The sequence below is a fragment of the Citrobacter sp. Cf118 genome (genome assembly GCF_030334095.1).
GTDB classification, from domain to species: Bacteria; Pseudomonadota; Gammaproteobacteria; order Enterobacterales; family Enterobacteriaceae; genus Citrobacter; species Citrobacter freundii.
In genome coordinates, this window is record NZ_JAOWES010000088.1 from 642,187 (window position 1) to 665,742 (window position 23,556).

Annotated in this window: 22 protein-coding genes, 2 pseudogenes and 1 riboswitch; of the genes and pseudogenes, 18 read left to right on the top strand and 6 right to left on the bottom strand. The window is 53.0% G+C overall.

The annotated features are described in order from the left end of the window. Window positions 1-107: 107 nt before the first annotated feature. Together OGX67_RS23300 and OGX67_RS23305 are read left to right on the top strand one after the other, a co-directional pair. Complete coding sequence (locus OGX67_RS23300) at window positions 108-2,042, top strand: phage head-binding domain-containing protein (RefSeq protein WP_286527533.1); 1,935 nt, start codon at window positions 108-110, stop codon at window positions 2,040-2,042. 81 nt (window positions 2,043-2,123) lie between these two features. Beyond that, entirely contained in the window at window positions 2,124-3,164 is a 1,041-nt protein-coding gene (locus tag OGX67_RS23305; RefSeq protein ID WP_286527536.1) for an acyltransferase family protein, read from the top strand. A 41-nt stretch (window positions 3,165-3,205) separates the two neighbouring features. Here the strand turns inward: OGX67_RS23305 and OGX67_RS23310 are convergent. Further along, window positions 3,206-3,295 (bottom strand): annotated as a pseudogene (locus tag OGX67_RS23310) (tyrosine-type recombinase/integrase); the annotation flags it as partial. Window positions 3,296-3,782: 487 nt separating this feature from the next. Between OGX67_RS23310 and hutI the strand changes: the two are divergent. The 5 genes from hutI (at window position 3,783) to hutH (ending at window position 10,095) form a co-directional block, all read left to right on the top strand. Next, entirely contained in the window at window positions 3,783-5,006 is a 1,224-nt protein-coding gene (gene hutI, locus OGX67_RS23315) for an imidazolonepropionase (RefSeq protein ID WP_257651724.1), read from the top strand. Further along, the gene (gene hutG, locus OGX67_RS23320; protein WP_032938575.1) at window positions 5,003-5,944 is read left to right on the top strand and encodes a formimidoylglutamase; all 942 of its coding nucleotides are present in this window, start codon (window positions 5,003-5,005) and stop codon (window positions 5,942-5,944) included. The genes hutI and hutG overlap by 4 nt, the downstream gene beginning before the upstream one ends. Window positions 5,945-6,031: 87 nt before the next feature. Then, window positions 6,032-6,751: a histidine utilization repressor gene (locus tag OGX67_RS23325; RefSeq protein ID WP_257651723.1), complete on the top strand. Its 720-nt coding sequence runs from the start codon at window positions 6,032-6,034 to the stop codon at window positions 6,749-6,751. A gap of 136 nt (window positions 6,752-6,887) precedes the next feature. Next, window positions 6,888-8,573: a urocanate hydratase gene (gene hutU / locus OGX67_RS23330; protein WP_257651722.1), complete on the top strand. Its 1,686-nt coding sequence runs from the start codon at window positions 6,888-6,890 to the stop codon at window positions 8,571-8,573. 1 nt (window position 8,574) lies between these two features. Beyond that, on the top strand, window positions 8,575-10,095 hold the full coding sequence (hutH, locus tag OGX67_RS23335; RefSeq protein WP_057063415.1) for a histidine ammonia-lyase: 1,521 nt from the start codon (window positions 8,575-8,577) through the stop codon (window positions 10,093-10,095). A gap of 95 nt (window positions 10,096-10,190) precedes the next feature. On the opposite strand, the gene OGX67_RS23340 is transcribed toward hutH, so the two are convergent. Together OGX67_RS23340 and bioA are read right to left on the bottom strand one after the other, a co-directional pair. Further along, window positions 10,191-10,667, bottom strand: coding sequence for a kinase inhibitor (locus OGX67_RS23340; RefSeq protein ID WP_003845384.1), 477 nt, complete (start codon window positions 10,665-10,667; stop codon window positions 10,191-10,193). Window positions 10,668-10,724: 57 nt separating this feature from the next. After that, window positions 10,725-12,014 carry an adenosylmethionine--8-amino-7-oxononanoate transaminase gene (gene bioA, locus OGX67_RS23345; RefSeq protein WP_057063414.1) on the bottom strand — a complete coding sequence of 430 codons (1,290 nt, stop codon included), beginning with the start codon at window positions 12,012-12,014 and terminating at the stop codon, window positions 10,725-10,727. 76 nt (window positions 12,015-12,090) lie between these two features. Here bioA and bioB point away from each other — a divergent pair, with 76 nt between their 5' ends. Genes bioB through bioD form a run of 4 tightly spaced genes read left to right on the top strand, consistent with a single transcriptional unit; the run spans window position 12,091 to window position 15,715 of the window. Next, window positions 12,091-13,131 (top strand): biotin synthase BioB, encoded by a 1,041-nt coding sequence (gene bioB, locus OGX67_RS23350; RefSeq protein WP_003837062.1) that lies wholly within the window; start codon window positions 12,091-12,093, stop codon window positions 13,129-13,131. Beyond that, window positions 13,128-14,285 (top strand): 8-amino-7-oxononanoate synthase, encoded by a 1,158-nt coding sequence (bioF, locus tag OGX67_RS23355; protein WP_032938569.1) that lies wholly within the window; start codon window positions 13,128-13,130, stop codon window positions 14,283-14,285. Before bioB ends, bioF begins: the two co-directional genes overlap by 4 nt. Next, entirely contained in the window at window positions 14,269-15,024 is a 756-nt protein-coding gene (gene bioC / locus OGX67_RS23360; RefSeq protein WP_003035177.1) for a malonyl-ACP O-methyltransferase BioC, read from the top strand. Before bioF ends, bioC begins: the two co-directional genes overlap by 17 nt. Then, a complete protein-coding gene (gene bioD / locus OGX67_RS23365; protein ID WP_257651721.1) occupies window positions 15,017-15,715 on the top strand; it encodes a dethiobiotin synthase in 699 nt (232 codons plus the stop codon). Before bioC ends, bioD begins: the two co-directional genes overlap by 8 nt. On the opposite strand, the gene OGX67_RS23370 is transcribed toward bioD, so the two are convergent. Further along, complete coding sequence (locus OGX67_RS23370; protein WP_003035181.1) at window positions 15,681-16,403, bottom strand: ABC transporter ATP-binding protein; 723 nt, start codon at window positions 16,401-16,403, stop codon at window positions 15,681-15,683. The genes bioD and OGX67_RS23370 overlap by 35 nt on opposite strands. Window positions 16,404-16,414: 11 nt before the next feature. Beyond that, a complete protein-coding gene (locus tag OGX67_RS23375) occupies window positions 16,415-16,762 on the bottom strand; it encodes a hypothetical protein (protein ID WP_134215992.1) in 348 nt (115 codons plus the stop codon). Window positions 16,763-17,172: 410 nt separating this feature from the next. On the opposite strand from OGX67_RS23375, the gene uvrB reads away from it, so the two are divergent. Continuing rightward, window positions 17,173-19,194, top strand: a complete 2,022-nt coding sequence (gene uvrB, locus OGX67_RS23380) for an excinuclease ABC subunit UvrB (RefSeq protein WP_103768867.1) — start codon at window positions 17,173-17,175, stop codon at window positions 19,192-19,194. Between the two features lie 122 nt (window positions 19,195-19,316). Here uvrB and yvcK read toward each other — a convergent pair whose 3' ends face one another. Then, a complete protein-coding gene (gene yvcK / locus OGX67_RS23385) occupies window positions 19,317-20,225 on the bottom strand; it encodes a uridine diphosphate-N-acetylglucosamine-binding protein YvcK (RefSeq protein WP_257651720.1) in 909 nt (302 codons plus the stop codon). 329 nt (window positions 20,226-20,554) lie between these two features. After that, window positions 20,555-20,700: riboswitch (molybdenum cofactor riboswitch) on the top strand. On the opposite strand from yvcK, the gene moaA reads away from it, so the two are divergent. From moaA to OGX67_RS23415, 6 genes and pseudogenes are all read left to right on the top strand, one after another. After that, the gene (gene moaA, locus OGX67_RS23390) at window positions 20,688-21,677 is read left to right on the top strand and encodes a GTP 3',8-cyclase MoaA (RefSeq protein WP_032934386.1); all 990 of its coding nucleotides are present in this window, start codon (window positions 20,688-20,690) and stop codon (window positions 21,675-21,677) included. It overlaps the preceding riboswitch by 13 nt. Window positions 21,678-21,696: 19 nt before the next feature. Next, the gene (gene moaB, locus OGX67_RS23395) at window positions 21,697-22,209 is read left to right on the top strand and encodes a molybdenum cofactor biosynthesis protein B (protein ID WP_003035187.1); all 513 of its coding nucleotides are present in this window, start codon (window positions 21,697-21,699) and stop codon (window positions 22,207-22,209) included. A gap of 2 nt (window positions 22,210-22,211) precedes the next feature. Further along, a complete protein-coding gene (gene moaC / locus OGX67_RS23400; RefSeq protein WP_257651718.1) occupies window positions 22,212-22,697 on the top strand; it encodes a cyclic pyranopterin monophosphate synthase MoaC in 486 nt (161 codons plus the stop codon). Continuing rightward, window positions 22,690-22,935 carry a molybdopterin synthase sulfur carrier subunit gene (moaD, locus tag OGX67_RS23405; RefSeq protein ID WP_003837047.1) on the top strand — a complete coding sequence of 82 codons (246 nt, stop codon included), beginning with the start codon at window positions 22,690-22,692 and terminating at the stop codon, window positions 22,933-22,935. The genes moaC and moaD overlap by 8 nt, the downstream gene beginning before the upstream one ends. 1 nt (window position 22,936) lies before the next feature. Next, window positions 22,937-23,389, top strand: coding sequence for a molybdopterin synthase catalytic subunit MoaE (gene moaE, locus OGX67_RS23410; protein ID WP_061548829.1), 453 nt, complete (start codon window positions 22,937-22,939; stop codon window positions 23,387-23,389). A 41-nt stretch (window positions 23,390-23,430) separates the two neighbouring features. Further along, window positions 23,431-23,532: pseudogene (locus OGX67_RS23415) on the top strand (Bax inhibitor-1/YccA family protein); the annotation flags it as partial. Between the last annotated feature and the right edge of the window lie 24 nt (window positions 23,533-23,556).

Below are 23,556 nucleotides of genomic sequence, written 5' to 3' on the forward strand. Positions count from 1 at the left end.
TATTCCGGCATCCAAAGCCACTCAGTAATAACAAACAATAACCTACCTTAAAGCAACGCTGCGCAAGTATTAGCTTGTGCGGCTTTGCTGCGCCCGGAGCACATTAAATGTCAGACATCACAGCCAATATCGTTGTGTCCATGCCCTCTCAGTTGTTCACGATGCCGCGGTCATTTAAGGCTGTAGCTAATGGAAAAATATATATCGGACAGATTGATACTGATCCGGTAAACCCGGCAAATCAGATCCCGGTTTATCTTGAAAACGAAGATGGAAGTCACGTTCAGGTCGCTCAGCCAATCGTAATAAATGCTGGAGGATATCCGGTTTATAACGGACAGATTGCGAAGTTCGTAACCGTACAGGGCCACTCAATGGCTGTGTATGATGCGTACAATGCGCAGCAGTTCTACTACCCTAATGTGCTGAAATACGATCCAGACCAATTCAAGCAGCAGCTTGCTAGTGGGGCTGATGGTCTTGGTGATGCGCTTGTGGCCGTGAAACAGCCTTATACCGGATCTGTTGTTCGCACTCAGCATGACAAGAATGCTGACTTTATCAGCGCTAAGGACTTTGGGGCTACCGGTGACGGAACTCTTCACCCATTAAGCGAGACATTCTCTACGCTATCCGCAGCTCAGATGGTGTATCCGTTCGTTACTGCGCTTACTCAGTCTCTTGATTACGCAGGAATTCAATCTGCGATAAATACAGGAAAAAACGTATTCATTCCTCGCGGTACTTATTTTGTCAACTCCACAATTAAAATGACGAAATCAGCAACAGTTTATGGTGAAAGCAACGACATCATAAACAGATCAGGTTCTTTTATCTCCGTGGTTGGTAATATCGCATGCTTCCATTATCCAGCAGTATTTGAAAGTGCGAACCTAAAGCATATTTACATATTTTATGATGGAGGTCGCCCAACAATACCTACAGGTAATGACGGCAAAATCGGCATCCTGATAGATGGTGGAGAAACCGCGCCAGGCGTAATTCAAATTGAAAATGTAAACATCGACGGGGCTTGGTGGGGTGTTTATGATGACAGTGGGTGTTTTCTTTCTAAATATACTCAGGTTTGGACAAACAGGTGCGCACATGGTTTCTATAAGGCAAATGGGACCACCATCATATGGGATTCGTGTTATGTTCTTGATGCCGTTCAAGCGTGGTATGTTGTTAACTGTCTGTCACCATCAATTATAAATTCTGCGGCAGATTCAATTAATGTAGATCAGTTACAGCAGACATTCAATTCTGCTGCCCTATACTTTGAAGGATGTAAGAGCCTTACTATTAGCGGATACGATGGGGAATCAAATGTTATAAATAATAGCTCTGGAATTACTGCATCATATATGAGGTTCCATAATACATTTGCAACAATCACATCGGCTGTTGGGCATGGTAATACTTTAAAAACAACAGTACCTAGTGGTGGTGGTGTTGTAACGTACTTTCACGCAACTGGAAGTAGTATTATAAATATGGATTCTTGCCTTGATTCTTTTCTTGATAGTGAAAATGTGACCTATGAAGGAAACGGTGGTTTCCCAAATATACTATTAACGGATTCGACCGCCAAGCTCATAGCAAGGGCATGTAGGTTTAAATCACCAACAGGTGGATCCCCAGCAATAAGCGTAATAAGCACAGGAAACGTCATTTATGAGGATTGTAATCTGGTTGGGTTTGTTGGAGGTGGTGGGTATGTTGAAACAAGGAGCGAATCAGGACTAGCCACACCAGCAGTCTATACAGCAAAGGGTTCTCAGGCTGTTGCCGCAAACGTGGCTACAACTCTTTTTGAGCTTCCTAATACGCAGGGTTCGTATCTGATTTCTGTGTGGGCATCTGGAAGTGGTACAAACTTCTCGTCAGTTCAGCTTGCCACATATGACGGCTCATCAACTGTTCTAACCCCACTGAAGATAGGGGGTCTTATAGCGTTTACTGTTACAGGCAGGATAGTGACAATAACAAGCCAAGGATCAACGACATTCTTATGGTCATACTTAAAGATAAGCGGGTAATGGAAAGCGCCGACATGGCGCTTTTTACCACGGTTAATTTGTGGTAATGTCCTTCCATTCATGTCGGCAAATGGTCATAAAATGAACGATAAAATAAAGTCACTTGATGGTATGAGGGCTATAGCGGTATTTCTTGTTATAATAGCCCATGCTACCGGAATATATTATCATGATTACGAATCCTCACTAGGAGGAAGCTCGCAATTTGGAGTTTGGATATTCTTTGTTCTGAGTGCGTTCCTGTTAACAAATAGATTCATCGCAACCGGATTCTCATTAAGATCTCTAATTAGCTACATACTTGGAAGATCAATGAGAATATTGCCTGTATTCATAATAGCAGTGTATGTGTATTCATATTTTGGATATTTTGATGCAAGTACTGCGTACTTAATAATTACAATGAAGGCTGTGGCCCTTCACTTCTGGACCATCCCAATTGAATATAAATTCTACTACATACTCCCTTTCTTTGCATTTGCCGGGGTATGTATGCAGAAAATGTATAATGGTAACGCTTCAGCACTACTGATAATATCTATAGCGTTATTACTTCAGATATTTCTTCCATCCTTGGATGTATCTTATGGAGGGTTTGTGATGTGGTATTTCCCTCTATTCTCTTGCGGAATGGCTGCTGCGTTCATGTATCAAGAGAAAACCATAAAGATAGATGGTAGATTTTCAGATGCATCATTCCTGCTATTCATTTTATCAATGTTTTTTGCTATTCCTAAAGTAATGCACTTTATAACTGGAAGCTACACTGAAGGATGGGTTCTAAACAAATTCGCATTTTATTCACCAATTTTTGCCTTGGTTATTTTAATGATGAGCTACGGTGAAGGATTCTTTGCTAAAATTCTATCAAGCCCTGTTTTGTCATATATAGGTAAGTGGAGTTTTTCAATCTACCTATGGCACTTTCTTATTCTTGCAATGGGCGTCTGGTTTGTAGGAATGAATTTCTACATGTATATATTTACAATGATAGCTTCTATTTTTGTTGGCGCTATTAGCTTCTACTTAATTGAAAATCCAATGGAGAAGTTAAGGCACAAGATAATGAGTATGATAACCAGCAAGAGAATATCCGATAAGGCTATCGGAAAGGAAGCATAAGATTCGTCACAAGGCCGCTAGCGCGGCCTTTGTTTCATTTGTCACTTCATATTTCCATCAAGCCAGTCCGCCCACCACTGCATCATTTCCCGGCGAGTGTCGAGATAGGCGGCGTGGTTGTACAAAGAACGAGCCATGGTTAGTTTATGATTTCTCGGTGACATGAGACAAAAAATGGACTCACAAAGCTTTGCATCGGTTTGCAAGGTTTTGCATGTTTTTCGAAGATGGGATGTGTGATGGGGCAAAAAATTAGCGCAAGATGACGAATGCCGCCTTGCGCTAATGCTCTGCTACAGGTCACTAATGTAGTGTAAGTTATTGATTGTTAGTGACTGAAAGTGCCATGTTTTACAGTGCTTTGTAGTATGTTGATTGTACTAAACTATCCATATCATATTGATTATGTTAGATATAGTATTGTTTTATCCTGCTTTTTTATACTAAGTTGAGCGAAACGGGAAGGCGAAAAGGTAAAAAGTTGTTTTTTATCGCAGCAATGTCTGGCGCGGAGAGTCTTTATATCACAAATAGATAACAATTATGGCTCTTCAGGTTGACAACATCCCTATAATCAAAAATAAATGTCTATACAACCTATGACAAGTGGTGAGTCGAATGCAGCAATTCTTCCCTGATGATGTTATCTGGCGCAATGTTCGTCTGGCGACTATGGATCCTGAACGTGGTACCCCATATGGGCTGGTGGATGGTCACGCGCTGATCGTCCGCCAGGGCAAGATTCGCGATATCGTCCCGGAATCATCGTTATATCTCACACATGACAATACTTTTGATATGCAGGGCAGGCTGATTACGCCTGGCCTGATTGATTGCCATACGCATCTCGTCTTTGGCGGAAACCGCGCAGGTGAATGGGAGCAGCGGCTAAATGGTGTCTCCTACCAGCAGATAAGCTCTCAGGGTGGGGGGATCAATGCCACCGTATCGGCGACCCGCAGCGCCACGGATGAACAACTCTTACACGTAGCTCATCAGCGGATGGAACAGCTGATCAAAGAAGGTGTTACGCTGTTGGAAATAAAATCCGGCTACGGCCTGGATTTGCCGACAGAAGAGAAAATATTGCGCGTGGTGGCAGCGCTGGCGGCAGAGAATATCGTTGAAATCAGCCCGACGCTGTTGGCTGCGCATGCGACGCCAACGGAATTCAGGGATGATCCTGACGGCTATATTACGCTGGTGTGCGAGACCATTTTGCCGCAGCTGTGGGAACAAGGGCTGTTTGAGACCGTTGATCTGTTCTGTGAAAGCGTCGGATTTAACCTCGCGCAGAGCGAACGGGTATTTCAAGCCGCCCAGGCGCTGGGCATTCCGATTAAAGGCCATGTCGAACAACTGTCATTGCTTGGCGGCGCGCAGTTGGTAAGCCGCTACCACGGACTATCCGCCGATCATATTGAATACCTCGATGAAGCGGGCGTGGCGGCAATGAGCCAAAGCGGTACGGTCGGCGTGCTGCTGCCCGGCGCATTCTATTTCCTCAAAGAGCAGCAGCGCCCACCGGTAGCGTTGCTGCGTCAATATCAGGTACCGATGGCGGTAGCGACAGATTTTAACCCCGGTACCAGCCCGTTTATCAGCCTGCACTGGGCGATGAATATGGCCTGCGTTCAGTTTGGCTTAACGCCGGAAGAAGCATGGGCGGGCGTAACCCGTCATGCGGCCCGGGCGCTGGGGCGTCACGCCACCCACGGTCAATTGAAGGCCGGGTTTGTGGCCGATTTTGTGGTGTGGGATGCAACACTTCCTGTTGAGATCCTGTATGAACCCGGACGCAACCCGCTCTACCAACGCGTATTCAAAGGACAAATAGCATGACTCACTGGCAACCTGCTTCACCTGCGCTATGGCAGGGACGTGATGACCGGGCCGAATCGCCGAATGCGCTGCGCCTGTTTCAGACTATCACCCAGAGCCCGACGTTTAGCCCAGAAATGTATCGCGAGCAGATAGCGTTGCTCGGGTTTGCCTGCGACGAAGGTGTTAAACGTAATCAGGGGCGCACGGGAGCTGCCGGAGCGCCCGATGTGCTGCGCAAGGCGCTGGCGAATTTAGCCAGCCACGATGGGCATCATCGACTGGTGGATCTGGGCAATATTGTGGCGCAGGCCCCCGATCTTGAGGGCGCGCAGCAGGCGCTACGCAATGCAGTACAGCGTTGCCAGCAGGAAAATATGCGCACCTTTGTTTTGGGTGGCGGACACGAAACCGCATATGCCCATGGTGCAGGTGTGCTGGACGCATTCCCGCAGGCGAAAGTGGGGATAGTCAACTTCGATGCGCATCTCGATTTGCGCCATGCCGGGCAGGCTACATCCGGTACGCCGTTTCGCCAGTTGGCGCAGCTTTGCGATGAACAACAGCGTGAATTTCACTATGCCTGTATCGGCGTCAGCCGGGCGGCAAACACCCAGGCGCTTTGGGATGAGGCCCAGCGGCTCGGTGTGACCGTAGTGGAGGATCTGCATTGTGATACGGCGCAGGCGCAGTTAGCGCAGTTCATTGCCAATCTGGATGTCATCTATCTGACAATCGACCTCGACGTGCTGCCGGTGTGGGAAATGCCCGGTGTGTCGGCCCCCGCCGCGCTTGGCGTACCGTTGGCGACGCTGCTGAGACTGATTGAGCCTCTGTGTCGTAGCGGTAAACTACAGGCGGTGGATATGGTTGAATTTAATCCACGCTTTGACGATGATGGCAGGGCGGCGCGGGTTGCGGCGCGATTAGGCTGGCAAATCGCCCACTGGTGGCACTGACATACCTGATGGCGTTGCGCTTATCAGGTTCGGGTAATGCCTGTAAACTGTACCCACTCACATTTTCAGCTTAAGGAAGGCTCACGCATGCTCCCATCCCGTTCTGCTCCGGCTCCTTTTTACGAAAAGGTCAAACAGGAGATCAGCGAAAAAATTGCCAGCGGTATCTGGCAGCCTCACGATCGCATTCCGTCTGAGGCAGAGTTGGTGGCGCAGTATGGTTTCAGCCGCATGACCATCAACCGGGCGCTGCGTGAGTTAACGGATGAAGGTTTACTGGTGCGTTTGCAGGGCGTGGGGACGTTTGTCGCCGAGCCAAAAGGTCAGTCCGCGCTGTTTGAAATTCGCAGCATCGCGGATGAAATCAACGCCCGTCAGCATCAGCACCGGTGCGAAGTGCTGACGCTGGAAAGAACCCGGGCAAACGCGCAGCAGGCTTTGGTATTAAACGTCAAAGAAGGCACCTCTATTTTTCACTCTGTCATGGTGCACTACGAGAACGATCTGCCGGTACAGATTGAAGATCGCTGCGTGAATGCCGAAATTGTGCCGGAGTATCTGGCGCAGGATTACAGCCAGACTACGCCGCACGCTTACCTGTCGCTGATAGCCCCCTTGACCGAAGGTGAGCATATTGTTGAAGCGGTACGCGCCAGCGCCGAAGAGTGCGCGCTGCTGAACATCAAAGAACACGATCCCTGCCTGCTGATCCGCCGCAAGACCTGGTCCGCGTCATCCATTGTCTCTCATGCCCATTTGCTGTTCCCAGGTTCCCGCTATCGTCTGCAAGGGCGGTTTATGTCCTGATACAGGAGATGAAAACCGTGATTGCTGACGCAATATAATAAAAATGTATCTTAATTGTTAAAATCATCCTTGCGGTGACTTGTACAGACAAGTATATGTTACTTATCTATCCGACGTTCGCGAGGAGTTTTCTGTCATGTCCCATAGCAAATATCGTCAGCAGGATATTCGTGCCCCACGCGGCACCACCTTAACGGCCAAAAGCTGGCTGACCGAAGCGCCGCTGCGCATGTTAATGAATAATCTGGATCCCGATGTGGCGGAAAATCCGCATGAGCTGGTGGTTTACGGCGGGATTGGCCGCGCCGCACGGGACTGGGAATGCTATGACGCCATCGTCAACGCGCTGACCAAACTGGAGACCGATGAGACGCTGCTGGTCCAGTCCGGAAAACCGGTAGGCGTATTCAAAACTCACGACAACGCACCGCGCGTGCTGATTGCCAACTCCAACCTGGTGCCACATTGGGCTACCTGGGAACACTTCAACGAACTGGACGCCAAAGGGCTGGCGATGTACGGCCAGATGACCGCCGGGAGCTGGATCTACATCGGCAGCCAGGGCATCGTGCAGGGGACTTATGAAACCTTCGTTGAGGCCGGGCGTCAGCATTATCAGGGTAACCTGAGCGGGCGCTGGGTACTGACCGCCGGACTGGGCGGTATGGGCGGGGCGCAGCCGTTAGCCGCTACGCTTGCGGGGGCGTGTTCGCTGAACATTGAATGCCAGCAGAGCCGAATCGATTTCCGTCTGCGTACCCGTTACGTGGACGAGCAGGCGACATCGCTTGACGATGCGCTGGCGCGTATCGACAAATACACTCGCGAGGGTAAAGCGGTCTCCATTGCGCTGTGTGCGAACGCCGCCGACGTTGTGCCGGAACTGGTGAAGCGCGGTGTGCGCCCGGATATGGTCACCGACCAGACCAGCGCCCACGATCCGTTGCATGGTTATCTGCCGTCTGGCTGGAGCTGGGAAGAGTATCAGGCAAAAGCGGTGTCCAATCCGCAGGGCACGGTGCAGGCGGCGAAACGTTCAATGGCAACGCACGTTGAGGCGATGCTGGCGTTTAGCAAAATGGGCGTGCCAACGTTTGATTACGGCAACAACATTCGCCAGATGGCCAAAGAGATGGGCGTGGAAAATGCCTTTGATTTCCCCGGCTTCGTACCTGCTTATATTCGACCGTTGTTCTGTCGCGGCATTGGCCCGTTCCGTTGGGTGGCGCTGTCCGGCGATCCGCAGGATATTTATAAAACAGATGCCAAAGTGAAAGAGATCGTGGCTGATGATAAGCACCTTCATCACTGGCTGGATATGGCGCGTGAGCGGATTAATTTCCAGGGTTTACCGGCGCGTATCTGCTGGGTCGGCCTGGAGTGGCGTCAGAAACTGGGGCTGGCGTTTAATGAAATGGTGCGCAGCGGTGAAGTATCCGCGCCGATTGTTATTGGCCGTGACCATCTGGACTCCGGTTCTGTTGCCAGCCCGAACCGCGAAACTGAAGCTATGCGCGACGGTTCAGACGCCGTATCCGACTGGCCGCTGTTGAACGCGCTGCTTAACACCGCCAGCGGCGCGACTTGGGTGTCGCTGCATCACGGTGGCGGGGTCGGTATGGGCTTCTCTCAGCATGCCGGGATGGTGATTGTTTGCGATGGCACCGATGAAGCCGCGGCGCGTATCGCCCGGGTCTTACATAACGATCCAGCGACCGGGGTGATGCGTCACGCCGACGCCGGATATGACATTGCGGTGGAATGCGCCGTCGAAGAAGGGCTAAATTTGCCGATGGTTGCCGCGACGCAGGAGAAACGCTGATATGAACACCATGACACTCACGCCGGGCCATCTGAGTTTTATCCAGCTACGTGAAATCTGGCAGCAGCCGGTCAAACTGAGTCTGGATGCCGGGGCGATCGATGCTATTAACGCCAGCGTCGCCTGCGTCAATAATATTGTCGCTGAAGGCCGTACGGCGTATGGCATTAATACCGGCTTTGGCCTGCTGGCCCAGACCCGTATCGCCACGGAAGATTTGCAGAATTTGCAGCGTTCGCTGGTGCTTTCCCATGCGGCAGGTGTCGGCGAGGCGCTGGACGACGCGATGGTGCGTCTGATTATGGTGCTGAAAATCAATAGCCTGGCGCGCGGTTTTTCCGGTATTCGCCTGAGCGTGATTGAAGCGCTGATTGCGCTGGTGAATGCCGAGGTGTATCCGCTGATCCCGGCGAAAGGCTCCGTGGGGGCATCGGGTGACCTGGCGCCACTGGCGCATATGTCTTTGACGCTGTTGGGAGAAGGGAAGGCGCGCTGGCAGGGTGAATGGCTCCCGGCGACCGAAGCGCTGAAAAAGGCCGGGCTGGAGCCGATAACGCTGGAGGCAAAAGAAGGGCTGGCGTTGCTCAACGGCACCCAGGCTTCGACGGCCTTTGCGCTGCGTGGGCTAATTGAAGCTCAGGAACTGTTTGCGTCTGCAACGGTGTGCGGGGCGCTGACCACCGAAGCCGTGCTGGGTTCCCGTCGTCCGTTTGACGCCCGTATTCACGCCGCGCGAGGGCAGCGTGGGCAGATTGATGCCGCAACGCTGTATCGTCACGTATTGACCGACACCAGCGCGCTTTCGCAGTCGCATCATAACTGTGAGAAAGTGCAGGATCCGTATTCTCTGCGCTGTCAGCCACAGGTGATGGGGGCATGTCTGACGCAAATGCGCCAGGTGATGGATGTTCTGCTGGTGGAAGCCAATGCGGTTTCCGACAACCCGCTGGTATTTGCCGAAGAGGGGGATGTCATATCTGGCGGCAACTTCCATGCTGAACCGGTGGCGATGGCGGCAGATAATCTGGCGCTGGCGATCTCGGAAATCGGCTCGTTATCGGAGCGACGCATTGCGTTAATGATGGATAAACACATGTCGCAACTGCCGCCGTTTTTGGTGAAAAACGGTGGGGTGAACTCCGGCTTTATGATTGCTCAAGTCACGGCTGCCGCGCTGGCGAGTGAGAACAAAGCGCTGGCGCATCCGCATAGCGTAGACAGTTTACCGACGTCCGCCAACCAGGAAGATCACGTATCTATGGCTCCGGCGGCGGGGCGCAGACTGTGGGAGATGGCAGCAAATACGCGCGGCGTGATTGCCGTAGAGTGGCTGGCGGCGTGTCAGGGGATTGACCTGCGCGAAGGGTTAACCTCAAGCCCGCTGCTGGAGCAGGCGCGCCAGGCTTTACGCGAGCAGGTTGCTCATTACACGCAGGATCGCTTTTTCGCCCCGGATATCGAGTGCGCGACCGAACTGTTAGCGCAAGGAACGTTGCTGAAATTGCTGCCTGAATTTCTCTAGAGAATTGCCTGATGGCGACGCTGACGCGTCTTATCAGACTTACGGTCGGCTTTGTAGGCCGGATGAGGCTAAGTCGACATCCGGCATAACAGAACTTAGCTAAATATTGCGGTAACAGAAGCGCTGGCGAGCGAGTGGAAATGGACGTTAAATCCAACCATCGCGCCGCTGGCGTCCTCATCGACATCAATACGCTCCACATCCAGTGCGTGAACCGTAAAGATATAGCGGTGGTTTTCCCCCTTCGGCGGCGCAGCGCCACCATAACCGGCTTTACCAAAATCCGTGCGTGTTTGCAGCACGCCTTCCGGCAACGCAACCAGCCCCGAGCCGTAACCTTGTGGTAAAACCCGGGTATCTGCAGGCAGGTTAACCACCACCCAGTGCCACCAGCCGGAGCCGGTTGGCGCATCAGGATCGTAACAGGTCACGACAAAGCTTTTAGTCCCGGCGGGCACATCATCCCATGCCAGGTGCGGGGAAATATTATCCCCGTCATATCCCATGCCGTTAAAGACGTGGCGATGAGGAAGCTTTTCGCCATCGCGCAGATCGTTACTGATTAGTTTCATGCTGACTCCTCTCGTTAGCCAAAAAGTGTAGCCAGAAACCGTAGAGCTTACCGCTGATTAATCGCTAAAAAATGTTGCATTGCGCACAGCCTCGTTGACGGCCTGGGTCAGACGACGCAGTTGTTCGGGCTTGATGATGTACGGCGGCATCAGATAAATGAGCTTACCAAACGGTCTTACCCACACGCCCTGTTCGACAAAGAACTTCTGTAACGCGGCCATATTCACCGGATGCGTGGTTTCTATCACGCCGATGGCACCAAGCACGCGCACGTCGGCGACCCAACGGGAATCTGCCGCCGGGGCGAGTTCTTCACGCAACTGCGCTTCAATGGCCGCGACCTGCGAGCGCCATTCGCCGGTTTCGAGCAGCGACAGGCTGGCAGAGGCGACGGCACAGGCCAGTGGATTACCCATGAAAGTCGGGCCGTGCATAAAACATCCGGCTTCACCGTTACTGATGGTTTCCGCAACTAGGCGCGTGGTCAGGGTGGCGGAAAGGGTCATCGTTCCGCCGGTTAACGCTTTGCCAAGGCACAAAATGTCCGGAGTGATATCGGCATGCTCACAGGCAAACAGCTTGCCCGTGCGACCAAATCCGGTGGCGATTTCATCGGCAATCAACAAAATACCTTCCCGGTCACACATCTTACGGATGCGCTTTAACCACTCAGGATGGTACATGCGCATGCCGCCAGCGCCCTGCACAATCGGCTCAAGGATCACTGCCGCAATTTCGTGGCGATGTGCGGCCATCAGACGGGCAAAAGGCACCATATCCAGTTCGGCCCATTCGCCGCCCATCCGGCTTTGCGGAGCGGGCGCAAACAGGTTATCAGGCAGATAACCCTTCCACAGACTGTGCATCGAGTTGTCAGGATCGCAGACCGACATCGCGCCGAAAGTATCGCCGTGATAACCGTTACGAAATGTCAGGAAACGCTGACGGGATTCACCTTTGGCCTGCCAGTATTGCAGCGCCATTTTCATCGCGACTTCCACGGCGACCGAACCAGAATCCGCGAGAAAAACGCACTCCAGCGCCTCGGGCGTCATCGCCACCAACTGGCGACACAGCGCAATAGCCGGGGCATGGGTAATGCCGCCAAACATCACGTGCGACATGGCATCAATCTGTGTTTTCATCGCGGCATTCAGCTGCGGGTGATTGTAACCGTGGATCGCCGCCCACCAGGATGACATGCCGTCAACCAGCTTCTCACCGCTGGCTAATATCAGTTCACAACCTTCGGCACTGGCCACCGGATAAACCGGTAGCGGGGAGGTCATGGAGGTGTAAGGGTGCCAGATATGGCGTTGGTCAAACGCAAGATCGTCCGTTGTCATAATCGACTTGTAAACCAAATTAAAAAGATTTAGGTTTACGAGTCTACACCAAACTAACAACGAAACGTATACCAATATGGCTCATTCTTCTCGCTGGACAATGTCGCAAGTCACCGAATTATTTGAAAAACCGCTGCTGGATCTGTTGTTTGAAGCGCAGCAGGTTCATCGTCAGCATTTCGATCCGCGGCAGGTACAAGTTAGTACACTGCTGTCGATTAAGACCGGTGCTTGCCCGGAAGACTGCAAATACTGCCCGCAAAGTTCCCGCTATAAAACCGGACTGGAAACGGAACGTTTGATGGAAGTTGAACAGGTTCTGGACTCTGCACGTAAGGCGAAACAAGCCGGTTCAACGCGGTTTTGCATGGGCGCGGCGTGGAAGAACCCTCACGAACGCGATATGCCGTACCTGGAACAAATGGTTCAGGGCGTGAAAGAACTGGGGCTGGAAGCCTGTATGACGCTGGGCACGCTGGACGAATCTCAGGCCCAGCGCCTGGCCAATGCGGGTCTGGACTACTACAACCACAACCTCGACACCTCGCCGGAATTTTACGGCAATATCATTACCACCCGTTCGTATCAGGAGCGCCTGGATACGCTGGATAAAGTGCGTGAGGCGGGCATTAAAGTTTGCTCCGGCGGGATTGTGGGGCTGGGTGAAACAGTGACCGACCGCGCGGGTCTGCTGCTGCAATTAGCGAATCTGCCGACGCCGCCGGAAAGTGTGCCGATCAACATGTTGGTGAAAGTGAAGGGCACGCCGCTTGCCGATAACGACGACGTAGATGCTTTTGATTTTATTCGTACTATCGCCGTCGCGCGCATCATGATGCCGACCTCATACGTACGTCTTTCTGCCGGGCGCGAGCAGATGAACGAACAAACCCAGGCAATGTGCTTTATGGCCGGGGCCAACTCGATTTTCTACGGCTGCAAACTGCTGACCACGCCGAACCCGAACGAAGATAAAGATTTATTGTTGTTCCGTAAGCTGGGTCTTAACCCGCAGCAAACGGCGGTACTGGCGGGTGATAACGAACAGCAACAACGTCTGGAGCAGGCGCTGCGTACCCCGGATACCGACGATTACTACAACGCGGCAACCGTATGACCTGGCAGCAAAAAATCGACGATGCGCTAACGGCGCGTCGTCGTGCTGATGCGTGGCGTCGGCGCTATGCAGTGACACAGGGTGCTGGTCGCTGGTTACAGGCTGGCGGTCGTCAGTATCTGAATTTCTCCAGCAACGACTATCTCGGCTTAAGCCACCATCCGCAAATTATCTGCGCGTGGCAGCAGGGTGCTGAGCGTTTTGGCGTCGGCAGTGGCGGCTCGGGCCATGTCAGCGGTTATTCCGTTGCGCATCAGGCGCTGGAAGAAGAGCTGGCGCAGTGGCTCGGCTATTCCCGGGCGCTGTTGTTCATCTCCGGTTTTGCCGCCAATCAGGCAGTGATAGCCGCATTGATGGAAAAAGACGATCGCATTGTCGCCGACAGGCTTAGCCATGCCTCGCTGTTGGAGGCCGCCAGCCTTAGCCCTGCTGTTTTACGTCGCTTTACCCATAACGATCCGCAACATCTGGAGCGTCTGCTGACTTCCCCCTGTCCGGGGCAGCAACTGGTGGTCACTGAAGGCGTATTCAGCATGGATGGCGATAGTGCGCCGCTGGCAGAAATCCACGCGGTGGCGAAACGGCAGGGCGCGTGGCTGCTGGTGGATGATGCGCATGGGATTGGCGTAAGCGGTGAGGAAGGGCGCGGTTCGTGCTCTCGACAACAGGTGAAACCTGAGCTGCTCGTAGTGACGTTTGGCAAAGGGTTTGGCGTCAGCGGTGCGGCGATCCTGTGTTCTGATAGCGTGGCCGACTATCTGCTGCAGTTTGCCCGCCATCTGATCTACAGCACCAGTATGCCACCGGCGCAGGCGCAGGCTTTACGCGCCGCGCTGGCGGTGATCCGCAGCCGTGAAGGCGATGAACGCCGGGAAAAGTTAGCGATGCTGATCCAGCGTTTTCGCGCTGGGGTGAATACTACGGATTTGACGCTGGCGCATTCAGACAGCGCTATTCAACCGCTGATCGTTGGCGACAATCATAAAGCCCTGCAACTGGCACAGACATTACGGCAACAGGGATGCTGGGTGACGGCGATTCGCCCACCAACGGTGCCCATTGGTACGGCCAGATTACGGCTGACGCTGACCCAGGCGCATGAGGTGCAGGATATCGATCGTCTACTGGAGGTGTTGCATGGCGCAGGTCAATAAACAGGCGATTGCCGCCGCGTTTGGCCGCGCTGCCACCCACTATGAGCAACACGCAGAGCTACAACGTCAGAGTGCCGATGCGTTACTGGCACAACTCGATGGCCGGGCGTTCTCAAGGGTTTTGGACGCGGGCTGTGGGCCTGGGCGTATGAGTCGCTACTGGCGGGAGCAGGGGAGCGAGGTCTGCGCGCTGGATCTGTCGGCGCAAATGCTGGCTGAAGCGCAGCGTCACGATGTTGCCCATCACTATCTGCTGGCGGATATCGAAGCCATTCCGCAGGCCGCTGCCACTTTCGACCTGGCCTGGAGCAATCTGGCCGTGCAGTGGTGCAGCGACCTACGCGGTGCGTTAAGCGAGCTATACCGGGTGGTGCGTCCTGGCGGAACGGTGGCGTTTAGTACCCTGGCGCAAGGTTCGATGCCGGAACTTCGTCAGGCGTGGCGAACAGTTGATGACCGGGAGCATGCCAACCGTTTTTTGCCCGTGGAGCAACTGGAAAACGCGCTGTGCGGCTGGGACGTTGAATACCAGTCTCATGCCGTCACGCTGTGGTTTGACGATGCGCTGAGCGCCATGCGCTCGTTGAAGGGTATTGGCGCGACGCATTTGCATGATGGACGCGAGCAGCGTGTGCTGACCCGCTCGCAACTGCGTCAGCTACAGCTCGCCTGGCCCTGTCAGCAGGGGAAATATCCGCTGACCTATCATCTTTTTTTGGGAGTGATTCAACGTGACTAACACGTATTTTGTCACCGGGACGGACACTGAAGTAGGTAAAACTATCGCCAGCTGTGCGTTGCTTCAGGCGGCGGGACAGCTGGGGTTGCGAACCGTCGGCTATAAGCCGGTGGCGTCAGGCAGTGAAATGACGGATGAAGGTCTGCGAAACAGTGATGCGCTGGCGCTACAGCGCAACAGCGTTGTAGCCGTGGATTATGCAGCCATCAATCCGTATACCTTCGCGGAACCTACCTCACCGCATATCATCAGTGCTGACGAAGGGTGCCCCATTCAGGCCTCCGTGATGTCTGCGGGTTTACGCCTGCTTGAAGAACAGGCTGACTGGGTATTGGTGGAAGGTGCAGGCGGATGGTTTACGCCGCTTTCGCCAACGCTGAGTTTTTCTGACTGGGTAAAAGAGGAACAACTGCCGGTGATTCTGGTGGTTGGCGTTAAGCTCGGTTGTATCAATCATGCCATTTTGACCGCCCAGGCGGTGCAGCAGGCCGGGCTGACGCTCGCCGGATGGGTTGCCAATGATGTGACGCCACCCGGCAAGCGTCATGCTGAATATATGGCGACGCTAAAGCGTGCGCTTGCGGCTCCGCTGCTGGGGGAAATTCCCTGGCTGGCAGAAGAGCCGGAGCAAGCATCGACAGGTCGTTATATCGATCTTAGCGTTTTGTCTCTGGCATCCACCAGTCGTTGATTAGCGGGTCGCTGAATTGTGTTATTTGCCCTTGAGCCACGTTGCGGCCACGATGTAACAAGCAATAGCAGTCGGCGACCCGACGAATGAACGGCAGGCTTTGCTCCGCGAGCATAATGGTGATGCCAAGCTCCTGGCTTAGCCTCACAATCAAATTCCCCAGTTTGTGGATATACGCCTGGCCTGTTCCTCGTGTGGGCTCATCGAGGATCAGCAGACGCGGGCGAGTGACCAACGCACTGGCGAGTGCAAGCTGGTGCTGATTTTCCTCCGACAATGCCACTCCTTTGGCCTGACGCAGTACAAACAGCTGTGGAAACAGGCGGTAAATATCGCTGCTGTTCATTGCTTCGCTTTCCTCAACCGCCTGGCGCGCAATGTGCAGATTTTCCTCTACCGTCAGTTGCGAAAAAATTCGCCGCTCCTGTGATACACAGTTAATACCTAGTGCAATGCGCTTTGCCGCCGGAATCTGAAGCAGATCGCAAGGTGGTGCGCCAGCCTGATGCCAGAACATAGTTCCGCTCTCAATCGGTAAATTGCCGATGATGCAATTGGCAAGCGTAGTCTTTCCCATCCCTGGAAGACCCAGCACGGCGGTACATTTACCGGGCAACAGGTCGAGATCGACATCCCAAAGCGAGTGTTGATTACCGTAATAGTGATTCACTGCACGAAGACTCAACATAGATTTCTCCCTCATGATGATATCCGCCTCGCGGAATGGTGGTCGGGAGAAAACTGCAAATCTCTTGCCAGAAGCGGAATTGGGGAAAAATACAGCAGGATGGCGTGCAGCGCTGGCGCTAAATTCTTACTGACCGCATTCCTGACGTTCTTTTGTGCACATTGGCAGTGCCTGGTGGTGTCGTGATGGTGCAGGCAGGAAAATGATGAAAATGCGAGCAAGATCTCGGCCATCCGAGGTCGCTTCGTTAGCTGATAAATATCAAAAAATAGCGATAATTTTTTTTTATCCCACCAGAAAAGACCATCAGGACGTTTTTGCCAGGCTACAGTCCATACGGGCTGGAGGCAGTTATCCACTATTCCTGTGGATAACCTTGTGTATTAGGGTTAGAAAACACAATGTAAGCGAGAGAAGACGCGGCCTGCGACTAAATTGATGCGAAAGACGGCTCGAGATAATAATCATTAAATTACAGGATGTTAGATAAATGCAATGGCTGTCGCAGAAGTGTCATGCGTTGCCACAAAACTTTCATCGAGTAGCTTGACAAATGTTAAAAAAGTCATTGGTTTGGGGATAACACATTTTTGCTGGTGTTTTATCTTGCCTGCGGACAAATTTTAGCCTGTAGTCACGGCCATTTTGCTGGGGTAACAGAAATATTCTGGCGCGTTACTGTTTTTTCATCCAGTATATTTTACTGGCAAAATATACGGCTGCGAGTAAAATTACACACCTGCCCGCCCATTGCTTCAGGTAGCTGCTCATGAGTAAACCGTTCAAACTAAATTCCGCTTTTAAACCCTCTGGCGATCAGCCTGAGGCGATTCGTCGCCTGGAAGAAGGTCTGGAGGATGGTCTGGCGCATCAGACGTTACTGGGGGTGACGGGGTCGGGGAAAACATTCACCATCGCTAACGTGATTGCGGACTTGCAGCGTCCTACCATGGTGCTGGCCCCCAATAAGACACTTGCTGCTCAGCTGTACGGTGAGATGAAAGAGTTCTTCCCGGATAACGCGGTGGAGTATTTTGTCTCTTACTACGACTATTATCAGCCGGAAGCCTACGTACCCAGTTCTGACACCTTCATCGAGAAAGATGCTTCGGTCAACGAACATATTGAGCAGATGCGCCTGTCGGCAACCAAAGCGCTGCTGGAACGTCGCGATGTCGTTGTCGTGGCGTCGGTTTCCGCGATTTATGGTCTGGGTGACCCGGATTTGTACCTGAAAATGATGCTGCACCTGACGGTGGGGATGATTATCGACCAGCGTGCGATCCTGCGTCGTCTGGCGGAGCTGCAATATACCCGCAACGATCAGGCATTCCAGCGCGGGACCTTTCGCGTGCGCGGTGAAGTGATCGACATTTTCCCGGCAGAATCCGACGACATCGCGCTGCGCGTGGAACTGTTTGATGAAGAGGTCGAACGTTTATCGCTGTTTGACCCGCTGACTGGGCAGGTCGAATCCACAATTTCGCGCTACACCATCTATCCTAAAACGCACTACGTGACGCCGCGCGAACGTATCGTGCAGGCGATGGAAGAAATCAAAGTTGAGCTGGCAGAGCGGCGTAAAATTCTGTTGGCAAATAACAAACTGCTGGAAGAACAACGCTTAAGTCAGCGTACCCAGTTCGATTTGGAAATGATGAATGAGCTGGGTTACTGCTCGGGGATTGAAAACTACTCCCGCTATCTGTCCGGGCGCGGCCCTGGCGAGCCGCCGCCGACGCTGTTTGATTACCTGCCTGCCGATGGCCTGCTGGTGGTGGATGAATCCCACGTGACTATCCCGCAAATTGGCGGCATGTATCGCGGCGATCGGGCGCGTAAAGAAACCCTGGTCGAATACGGATTCCGTCTGCCGTCGGCGCTGGATAACCGTCCGCTCAAATTTGAAGAGTTCGAGGCGCTGGCTCCGCAAACTATCTACGTTTCGGCGACGCCGGGCAACTATGAGCTGGAAAAATCCGGTGATGAAGTGGTCGATCAGGTGGTACGACCGACCGGCCTGCTGGATCCGGTCATTGAGGTGCGTCCGGTGGCGACGCAGGTTGACGATCTGCTGTCGGAGATCCGCACCCGTGCGGCGATTAACGAACGTGTGTTGGTCACCACGTTGACCAAACGGATGGCAGAAGACCTCACAGAATACCTCGAAGAACATGGCGAGCGGGTGCGTTATCTGCACTCTGACATCGATACTGTGGAACGCATGGAAATCATTCGTGACCTGCGTCTGGGCGAGTTTGACGTGCTGGTGGGTATCAACCTGTTACGTGAAGGTCTGGACATGCCTGAGGTCTCCCTGGTGGCGATTCTGGACGCAGACAAAGAAGGGTTCCTGCGTTCTGAACGTTCGCTTATCCAGACCATCGGTCGTGCGGCGCGTAACATCAACGGTAAGGCTATTCTCTACGGCGATAAAATTACCGCCTCAATGGCTAAAGCGATTGGTGAAACCGAACGTCGTCGTGAGAAACAGCAACTCTACAACGAAGAGCACGGTATTACGCCGCAGGGCCTGAATAAGAAAGTGGTCGATATTCTGGCGCTGGGTCAGAATATTGCGAAGACCAAGGCGAAAGGCAAAGGGAAGTCACGCGCAGGCGCGAAGTCTGAAGTTGTGGAACTGGATATGACGCCAAAAGCGCTGCAGCAGAAGATTCACGAGCTGGAAGGGCAGATGATGCAGCATGCGCAGAATCTCGAATTTGAAGAGGCAGCGACGATCCGTGACCAGTTGCATCAACTGCGCGAGTTGTTTATCGCAGCATCGTAAGAGTGTGCCGGATGCGGGGTAAACCCCTTATCCGGCCTACGGCAAAGATCGCGTTCGTAGGTCGCATGCCGGAGCAGAGCGTTTTGTAGGCCTGATAAGCGCAGCGCATCAGGCTAATCCGTTTAGCCTAGCGCCTGCACCGCTTTCTCCAGCGCACTATGCAATAGCTGGCGGTCATGGCGATACGGAATATCGCTGGCTTCCAGCACTTCCTGAATGACAACGCGGTCGGTAACGGCGGAAGCATCCACTTTCGGCCCCACAACCACCGCATCAATCACTTTTTTCCCGACGTACTGTTCAATAATGGCCAGCTTATCGCTAAGCGTCAGGCTGGCTGCTGGCAGGCTTAATTCGCGCCCAAGATTGCCTATATAGACCATCGGAGCCGGTGTGCGACGCAAGGCCTGCGCCATTTCTTCGAGCAGCAGGATCGGCATCAGGCTGGTGTAAAAACTGCCAGGTCCTATCAGAATCAAATCCGCGTCGGCGATAGCCTCTACTGCTTCCCGCGTGGTGGGGACTTTTGGCGACAGCATTAGCTCCTGAGGTGGGATAGTAAGCTGATCGATATTCACTTCGCCATAGACTTCATGCCCCTGATCGTCGATAGCCATCAAATCCACCGGCAGCTCCGACATCGGAATTAAATGCGCATCGACCTTCAGCAGGTTACGAATTAAATTGATGGCTTCCAGAGGCCGCACGCTGAGGTGATCGAGCGCTTTTAACATCAGATTTCCGAGGTTATGCCCGGAAAGTTCGCCATTACCGCCAAAACGATACTCAAACATGGCTGATGCAACGCTGGGTTGGGTTATTAACTGGTTCAGACAGTTACGCATGTCTCCCCAGGCTATCCCGCCTTCAGAGCGACGAATACGGCCTGTCGACCCGCCGTTATCCGTGGTGGTGACGATACCCGTCAGGCGGGAACCTAATGGGGAAAGAGAGGAGAGAACGCGTCCTAATCCATGCCCTCCGCCGAGAGCGACAACGCGGTCCAGATCTGCCAGCGTGCGAGTGCGCATATATTTTCCTGATATCAATTGATCGGCGCTACAGTAACGTAAATAGCGTGTTTTCAGCAATTATCCAGTCGGCATCTGCCGTAATTATTTTCTGCGATCTACTCCTTTCTGACGAGATCCACCTGATGGCAAGATGATGTATATCAATGCAAAACTGTGGTTTTTGCTTATTCTGTAGCGAAATTGCACGATCATGTCGTTATGTATGTATTTATACAGCGAAAGTGTACATGGCAAAAGCGTCATTTACACGCTAGTATCGGCATAACCACTAAGTACTCTTAATAATTTGAGTTGCCGGAAGCCAACGCATCTGCAACACGAAGTATGACGAGTATAAACACTCTAGCCTCTGCACCTGGGTCAAATGATACGGTGCTTTGGCCGTGACAAGACTTGAAAAAGTTTGTCACCAGGGCGCAGGAAGAAATGACTACGTCTCCCGTATTTGGAAAGGTGTACATGGGCTCTCAACTTACCGATGCTTTCGCACGTAAGTTTTACTACTTACGTTTGTCGATTACCGATGTGTGTAACTTTCGTTGCACCTACTGCCTGCCGGATGGCTATAAGCCCGGTGGGGTCACCAATAACGGCTTTCTGACCGTTGATGAAATTCGCCGCGTCACGCGCGCGTTCGCCAGTCTGGGAACGGAAAAAGTGCGTCTGACAGGGGGCGAACCTTCACTGCGTCGCGACTTTACTGACATTATCGCCGCCGTGCGCGAAAACGACGCCATCCGTCAGATTGCGGTAACCACCAATGGTTATCGTCTGGCGCGCGATGCTGCTGCCTGGCGCGATGCCGGACTGACCGCGCTCAACGTCAGCGTCGACAGCCTGGATGCCCGTCAGTTTCATGCCATTACCGGACAGGACAAGTTTCAACAGGTGATGGCAGGCATTGACGCCGCCTTTGATGCGGGTTTTGAAAAAGTGAAAGTCAACACCGTGCTGATGCGCGATGTAAACCATCATCAGCTGGACACCTTCCTTGCGTGGATCCAACCTCGGCCAATCCAACTGCGTTTTATTGAACTGATGGAAACGGGCGAGGGCAGCTCTCTCTTCCGTAAACACCATATCTCAGGACAAGTACTTCGCGATGAGCTATTGCGTCGCGGCTGGATCCACCAGATCCGACAGCGCAGCGACGGCCCGGCTCAGGTTTTCTGTCATCCTGATTATGTTGGTGAAATTGGTCTGATCATGCCTTATGAGAAAGACTTCTGCGCCACCTGTAATCGTCTGCGCGTTTCCTCTGTTGGCAAGCTTCATCTGTGTTTATTTGGTGAAGGCGGCGTAAGCCTGCGTGATTTGCTGGAAGATGACGCTCAGCAGCCGGCGCTGGAAGAACGTATTTCAGCCGCGCTGCTGGAGAAAAAGCAGACCCATTTCCTGCATCAGAACAATACCGGTATTACGCAAAACTTATCTTACATTGGCGGCTGATCGCTAAAAGGAGTTTTTCATGAGTCAGGTAAGCGCTGAATTTATCCCGACACGCATTGCTATTCTTACTGTTTCCAACCGTCGCGGCGAAGAAGATGACACCTCCGGCCATTATCTGCGTGACTCGGCGCAAGAAGCGGGTCATCAGATTGTTGATAAGGCGATTGTCAAAGAAAACCGTTACGCCATCCGCGCCCAGGTTTCTGCCTGGATTGCCAGTGATGATGTACAGGTAGTGCTCATTACCGGCGGTACCGGGTTAACCGAAGGGGACCAGGCACCGGAAGCGCTGCAACCGCTGTTTGACAGAGAAGTTGAAGGGTTTGGCGAAGTCTTCCGTATGCTGTCGTTTGAAGAGATTGGCACCGCGACGCTGCAATCCCGCGCGATTGCCGGAGTGGCCAATAAAACGCTGATTTTCGCCATGCCGGGTTCGACCAAAGCGTGTCGTACCGCCTGGGAAAATATCATTGCGCCGCAGCTTGATGCCCGTACGCGTCCGTGTAATTTCCACCCACATTTGAAGAAATAAGTATGTCGCAACTGACTCATATTAACGCCGCTGGCGAAGCGCATATGGTGGATGTCTCCGCCAAAGCGGAAACTGTACGCGAGGCGCGTGCTGAAGCATTCGTGACTATGCATAGCGAAACGCTGGCGATGATTATCGATGGCAGCCACCATAAGGGTGATGTATTCGCCACGGCGCGTATTGCGGGTATTCAGGCCGCCAAACGTACCTGGGATCTCATCCCGCTGTGCCATCCGCTGATGCTGAGTAAGGTGGAAGTCAATCTTCACGCTGAACCGGAGCACAACCGCGTACGGATTGAAACGCTGTGTCGTCTCACCGGTAAAACCGGCGTTGAAATGGAAGCGTTAACGGCGGCCTCCGTGGCGGCGTTGACCATCTACGATATGTGCAAAGCGGTGCAAAAGGATATGGTGATTGGTCCGGTGCGTCTGCTGGCAAAAAGCGGCGGCAAGTCCGGAGATTTTAAGGTGGATACGCATGATTAAGGTTCTCTTCTTTGCTCAGGTACGCGAACTGGTAAACACCGATGCGTTAGAGGTTGCCGCCGAGTTTGCAACGGTGGAAGCGCTGCGCAAGCATCTTGCGGCAAAAAGCGATCGCTGGGCGTTGGCGCTGGAAGACGGCAAGCTGCTGGCGGCAGTAAACCAGACGCTGGTCGATTTTGACCATCCCCTTAACTCAGGTGACGAAGTGGCTTTCTTCCCGCCGGTAACCGGAGGCTAAAATGACTGAAACGCGAATTGTTGTTGGTCATGCGCCGTTTCGCGTCGGGGATGAGTATCCCTGGCTGGCAGAGCGCGATGAAGACGGCGCGGTAGTCACTTTCACCGGTAAAGTGCGCAATCACAATCTCGGTGACAGCGTTAAGGCGTTAACGCTGGAACACTATCCGGGAATGACCGAAAAAGCGCTGGCGGAGATTGTCGACGAAGCGCGTTTGCGCTGGCCGCTGGGTCGTGTGACGGTGATTCATCGCATTGGCGAACTGTGGCCGGGTGACGAAATCGTGTTTGTTGGCGTGACCAGTGCGCATCGCAGCAGCGCGTTTGATGCCGGGCAGTTCATTATGGATTACCTGAAAACCCGCGCGCCGTTCTGGAAACGCGAGGCCACGCCGGAAGGTGAGCGCTGGGTTGATGCCCGCGACAGCGATAAGCTAGCAGCAAAACGCTGGTAGAGTACAATTGTTGTAGGCTCATACTGATTCAGGAGATTGTCATGGACCGATTCCCACGATCCGATTCTATTGTACAGGCCCGTTCCGGCCTGCAAACGTATATGGCGCAGGTATACGGCTGGATGACCTGCGGACTGATGCTGCTGCGTATTTTCGGCAATCGTCGT

What these genes read in the sequence shown, in the direction of transcription:
- OGX67_RS23305 (WP_286527536.1), top strand. Translation starts at nt 2,124, where the DNA reads ATGAACGATAAAATAAAGTCACTTGATGGTATGAGGGCTATAGCGGTA.
- OGX67_RS23325 (WP_257651723.1), top strand. Translation starts at nt 6,032, where the DNA reads ATGCTCCCATCCCGTTCTGCTCCGGCTCCTTTTTACGAAAAGGTCAAA.
- hutI (WP_257651724.1), top strand. Translation starts at nt 3,783, where the DNA reads ATGCAGCAATTCTTCCCTGATGATGTTATCTGGCGCAATGTTCGTCTG.
- uvrB (WP_103768867.1), top strand. Translation starts at nt 17,173, where the DNA reads ATGAGTAAACCGTTCAAACTAAATTCCGCTTTTAAACCCTCTGGCGAT.
- hutG (WP_032938575.1), top strand. Translation starts at nt 5,003, where the DNA reads ATGACTCACTGGCAACCTGCTTCACCTGCGCTATGGCAGGGACGTGAT.
- hutH (WP_057063415.1), top strand. Translation starts at nt 8,575, where the DNA reads ATGAACACCATGACACTCACGCCGGGCCATCTGAGTTTTATCCAGCTA.
- bioB (WP_003837062.1), top strand. Translation starts at nt 12,091, where the DNA reads ATGGCTCATTCTTCTCGCTGGACAATGTCGCAAGTCACCGAATTATTT.
- moaE (WP_061548829.1), top strand. Translation starts at nt 22,937, where the DNA reads ATGACTGAAACGCGAATTGTTGTTGGTCATGCGCCGTTTCGCGTCGGG.
- hutU (WP_257651722.1), top strand. Translation starts at nt 6,888, where the DNA reads ATGTCCCATAGCAAATATCGTCAGCAGGATATTCGTGCCCCACGCGGC.
- OGX67_RS23370 (WP_003035181.1), bottom strand. Translation starts at nt 16,403, where the DNA reads ATGTTGAGTCTTCGTGCAGTGAATCACTATTACGGTAATCAACACTCG.
- moaC (WP_257651718.1), top strand. Translation starts at nt 22,212, where the DNA reads ATGTCGCAACTGACTCATATTAACGCCGCTGGCGAAGCGCATATGGTG.
- bioA (WP_057063414.1), bottom strand. Translation starts at nt 12,014, where the DNA reads ATGACAACGGACGATCTTGCGTTTGACCAACGCCATATCTGGCACCCT.
- bioC (WP_003035177.1), top strand. Translation starts at nt 14,269, where the DNA reads ATGGCGCAGGTCAATAAACAGGCGATTGCCGCCGCGTTTGGCCGCGCT.
- moaA (WP_032934386.1), top strand. Translation starts at nt 20,688, where the DNA reads ATGGGCTCTCAACTTACCGATGCTTTCGCACGTAAGTTTTACTACTTA.
- moaD (WP_003837047.1), top strand. Translation starts at nt 22,690, where the DNA reads ATGATTAAGGTTCTCTTCTTTGCTCAGGTACGCGAACTGGTAAACACC.
- yvcK (WP_257651720.1), bottom strand. Translation starts at nt 20,225, where the DNA reads ATGCGCACTCGCACGCTGGCAGATCTGGACCGCGTTGTCGCTCTCGGC.
- bioF (WP_032938569.1), top strand. Translation starts at nt 13,128, where the DNA reads ATGACCTGGCAGCAAAAAATCGACGATGCGCTAACGGCGCGTCGTCGT.
- OGX67_RS23300 (WP_286527533.1), top strand. Translation starts at nt 108, where the DNA reads ATGTCAGACATCACAGCCAATATCGTTGTGTCCATGCCCTCTCAGTTG.
- moaB (WP_003035187.1), top strand. Translation starts at nt 21,697, where the DNA reads ATGAGTCAGGTAAGCGCTGAATTTATCCCGACACGCATTGCTATTCTT.
- OGX67_RS23340 (WP_003845384.1), bottom strand. Translation starts at nt 10,667, where the DNA reads ATGAAACTAATCAGTAACGATCTGCGCGATGGCGAAAAGCTTCCTCAT.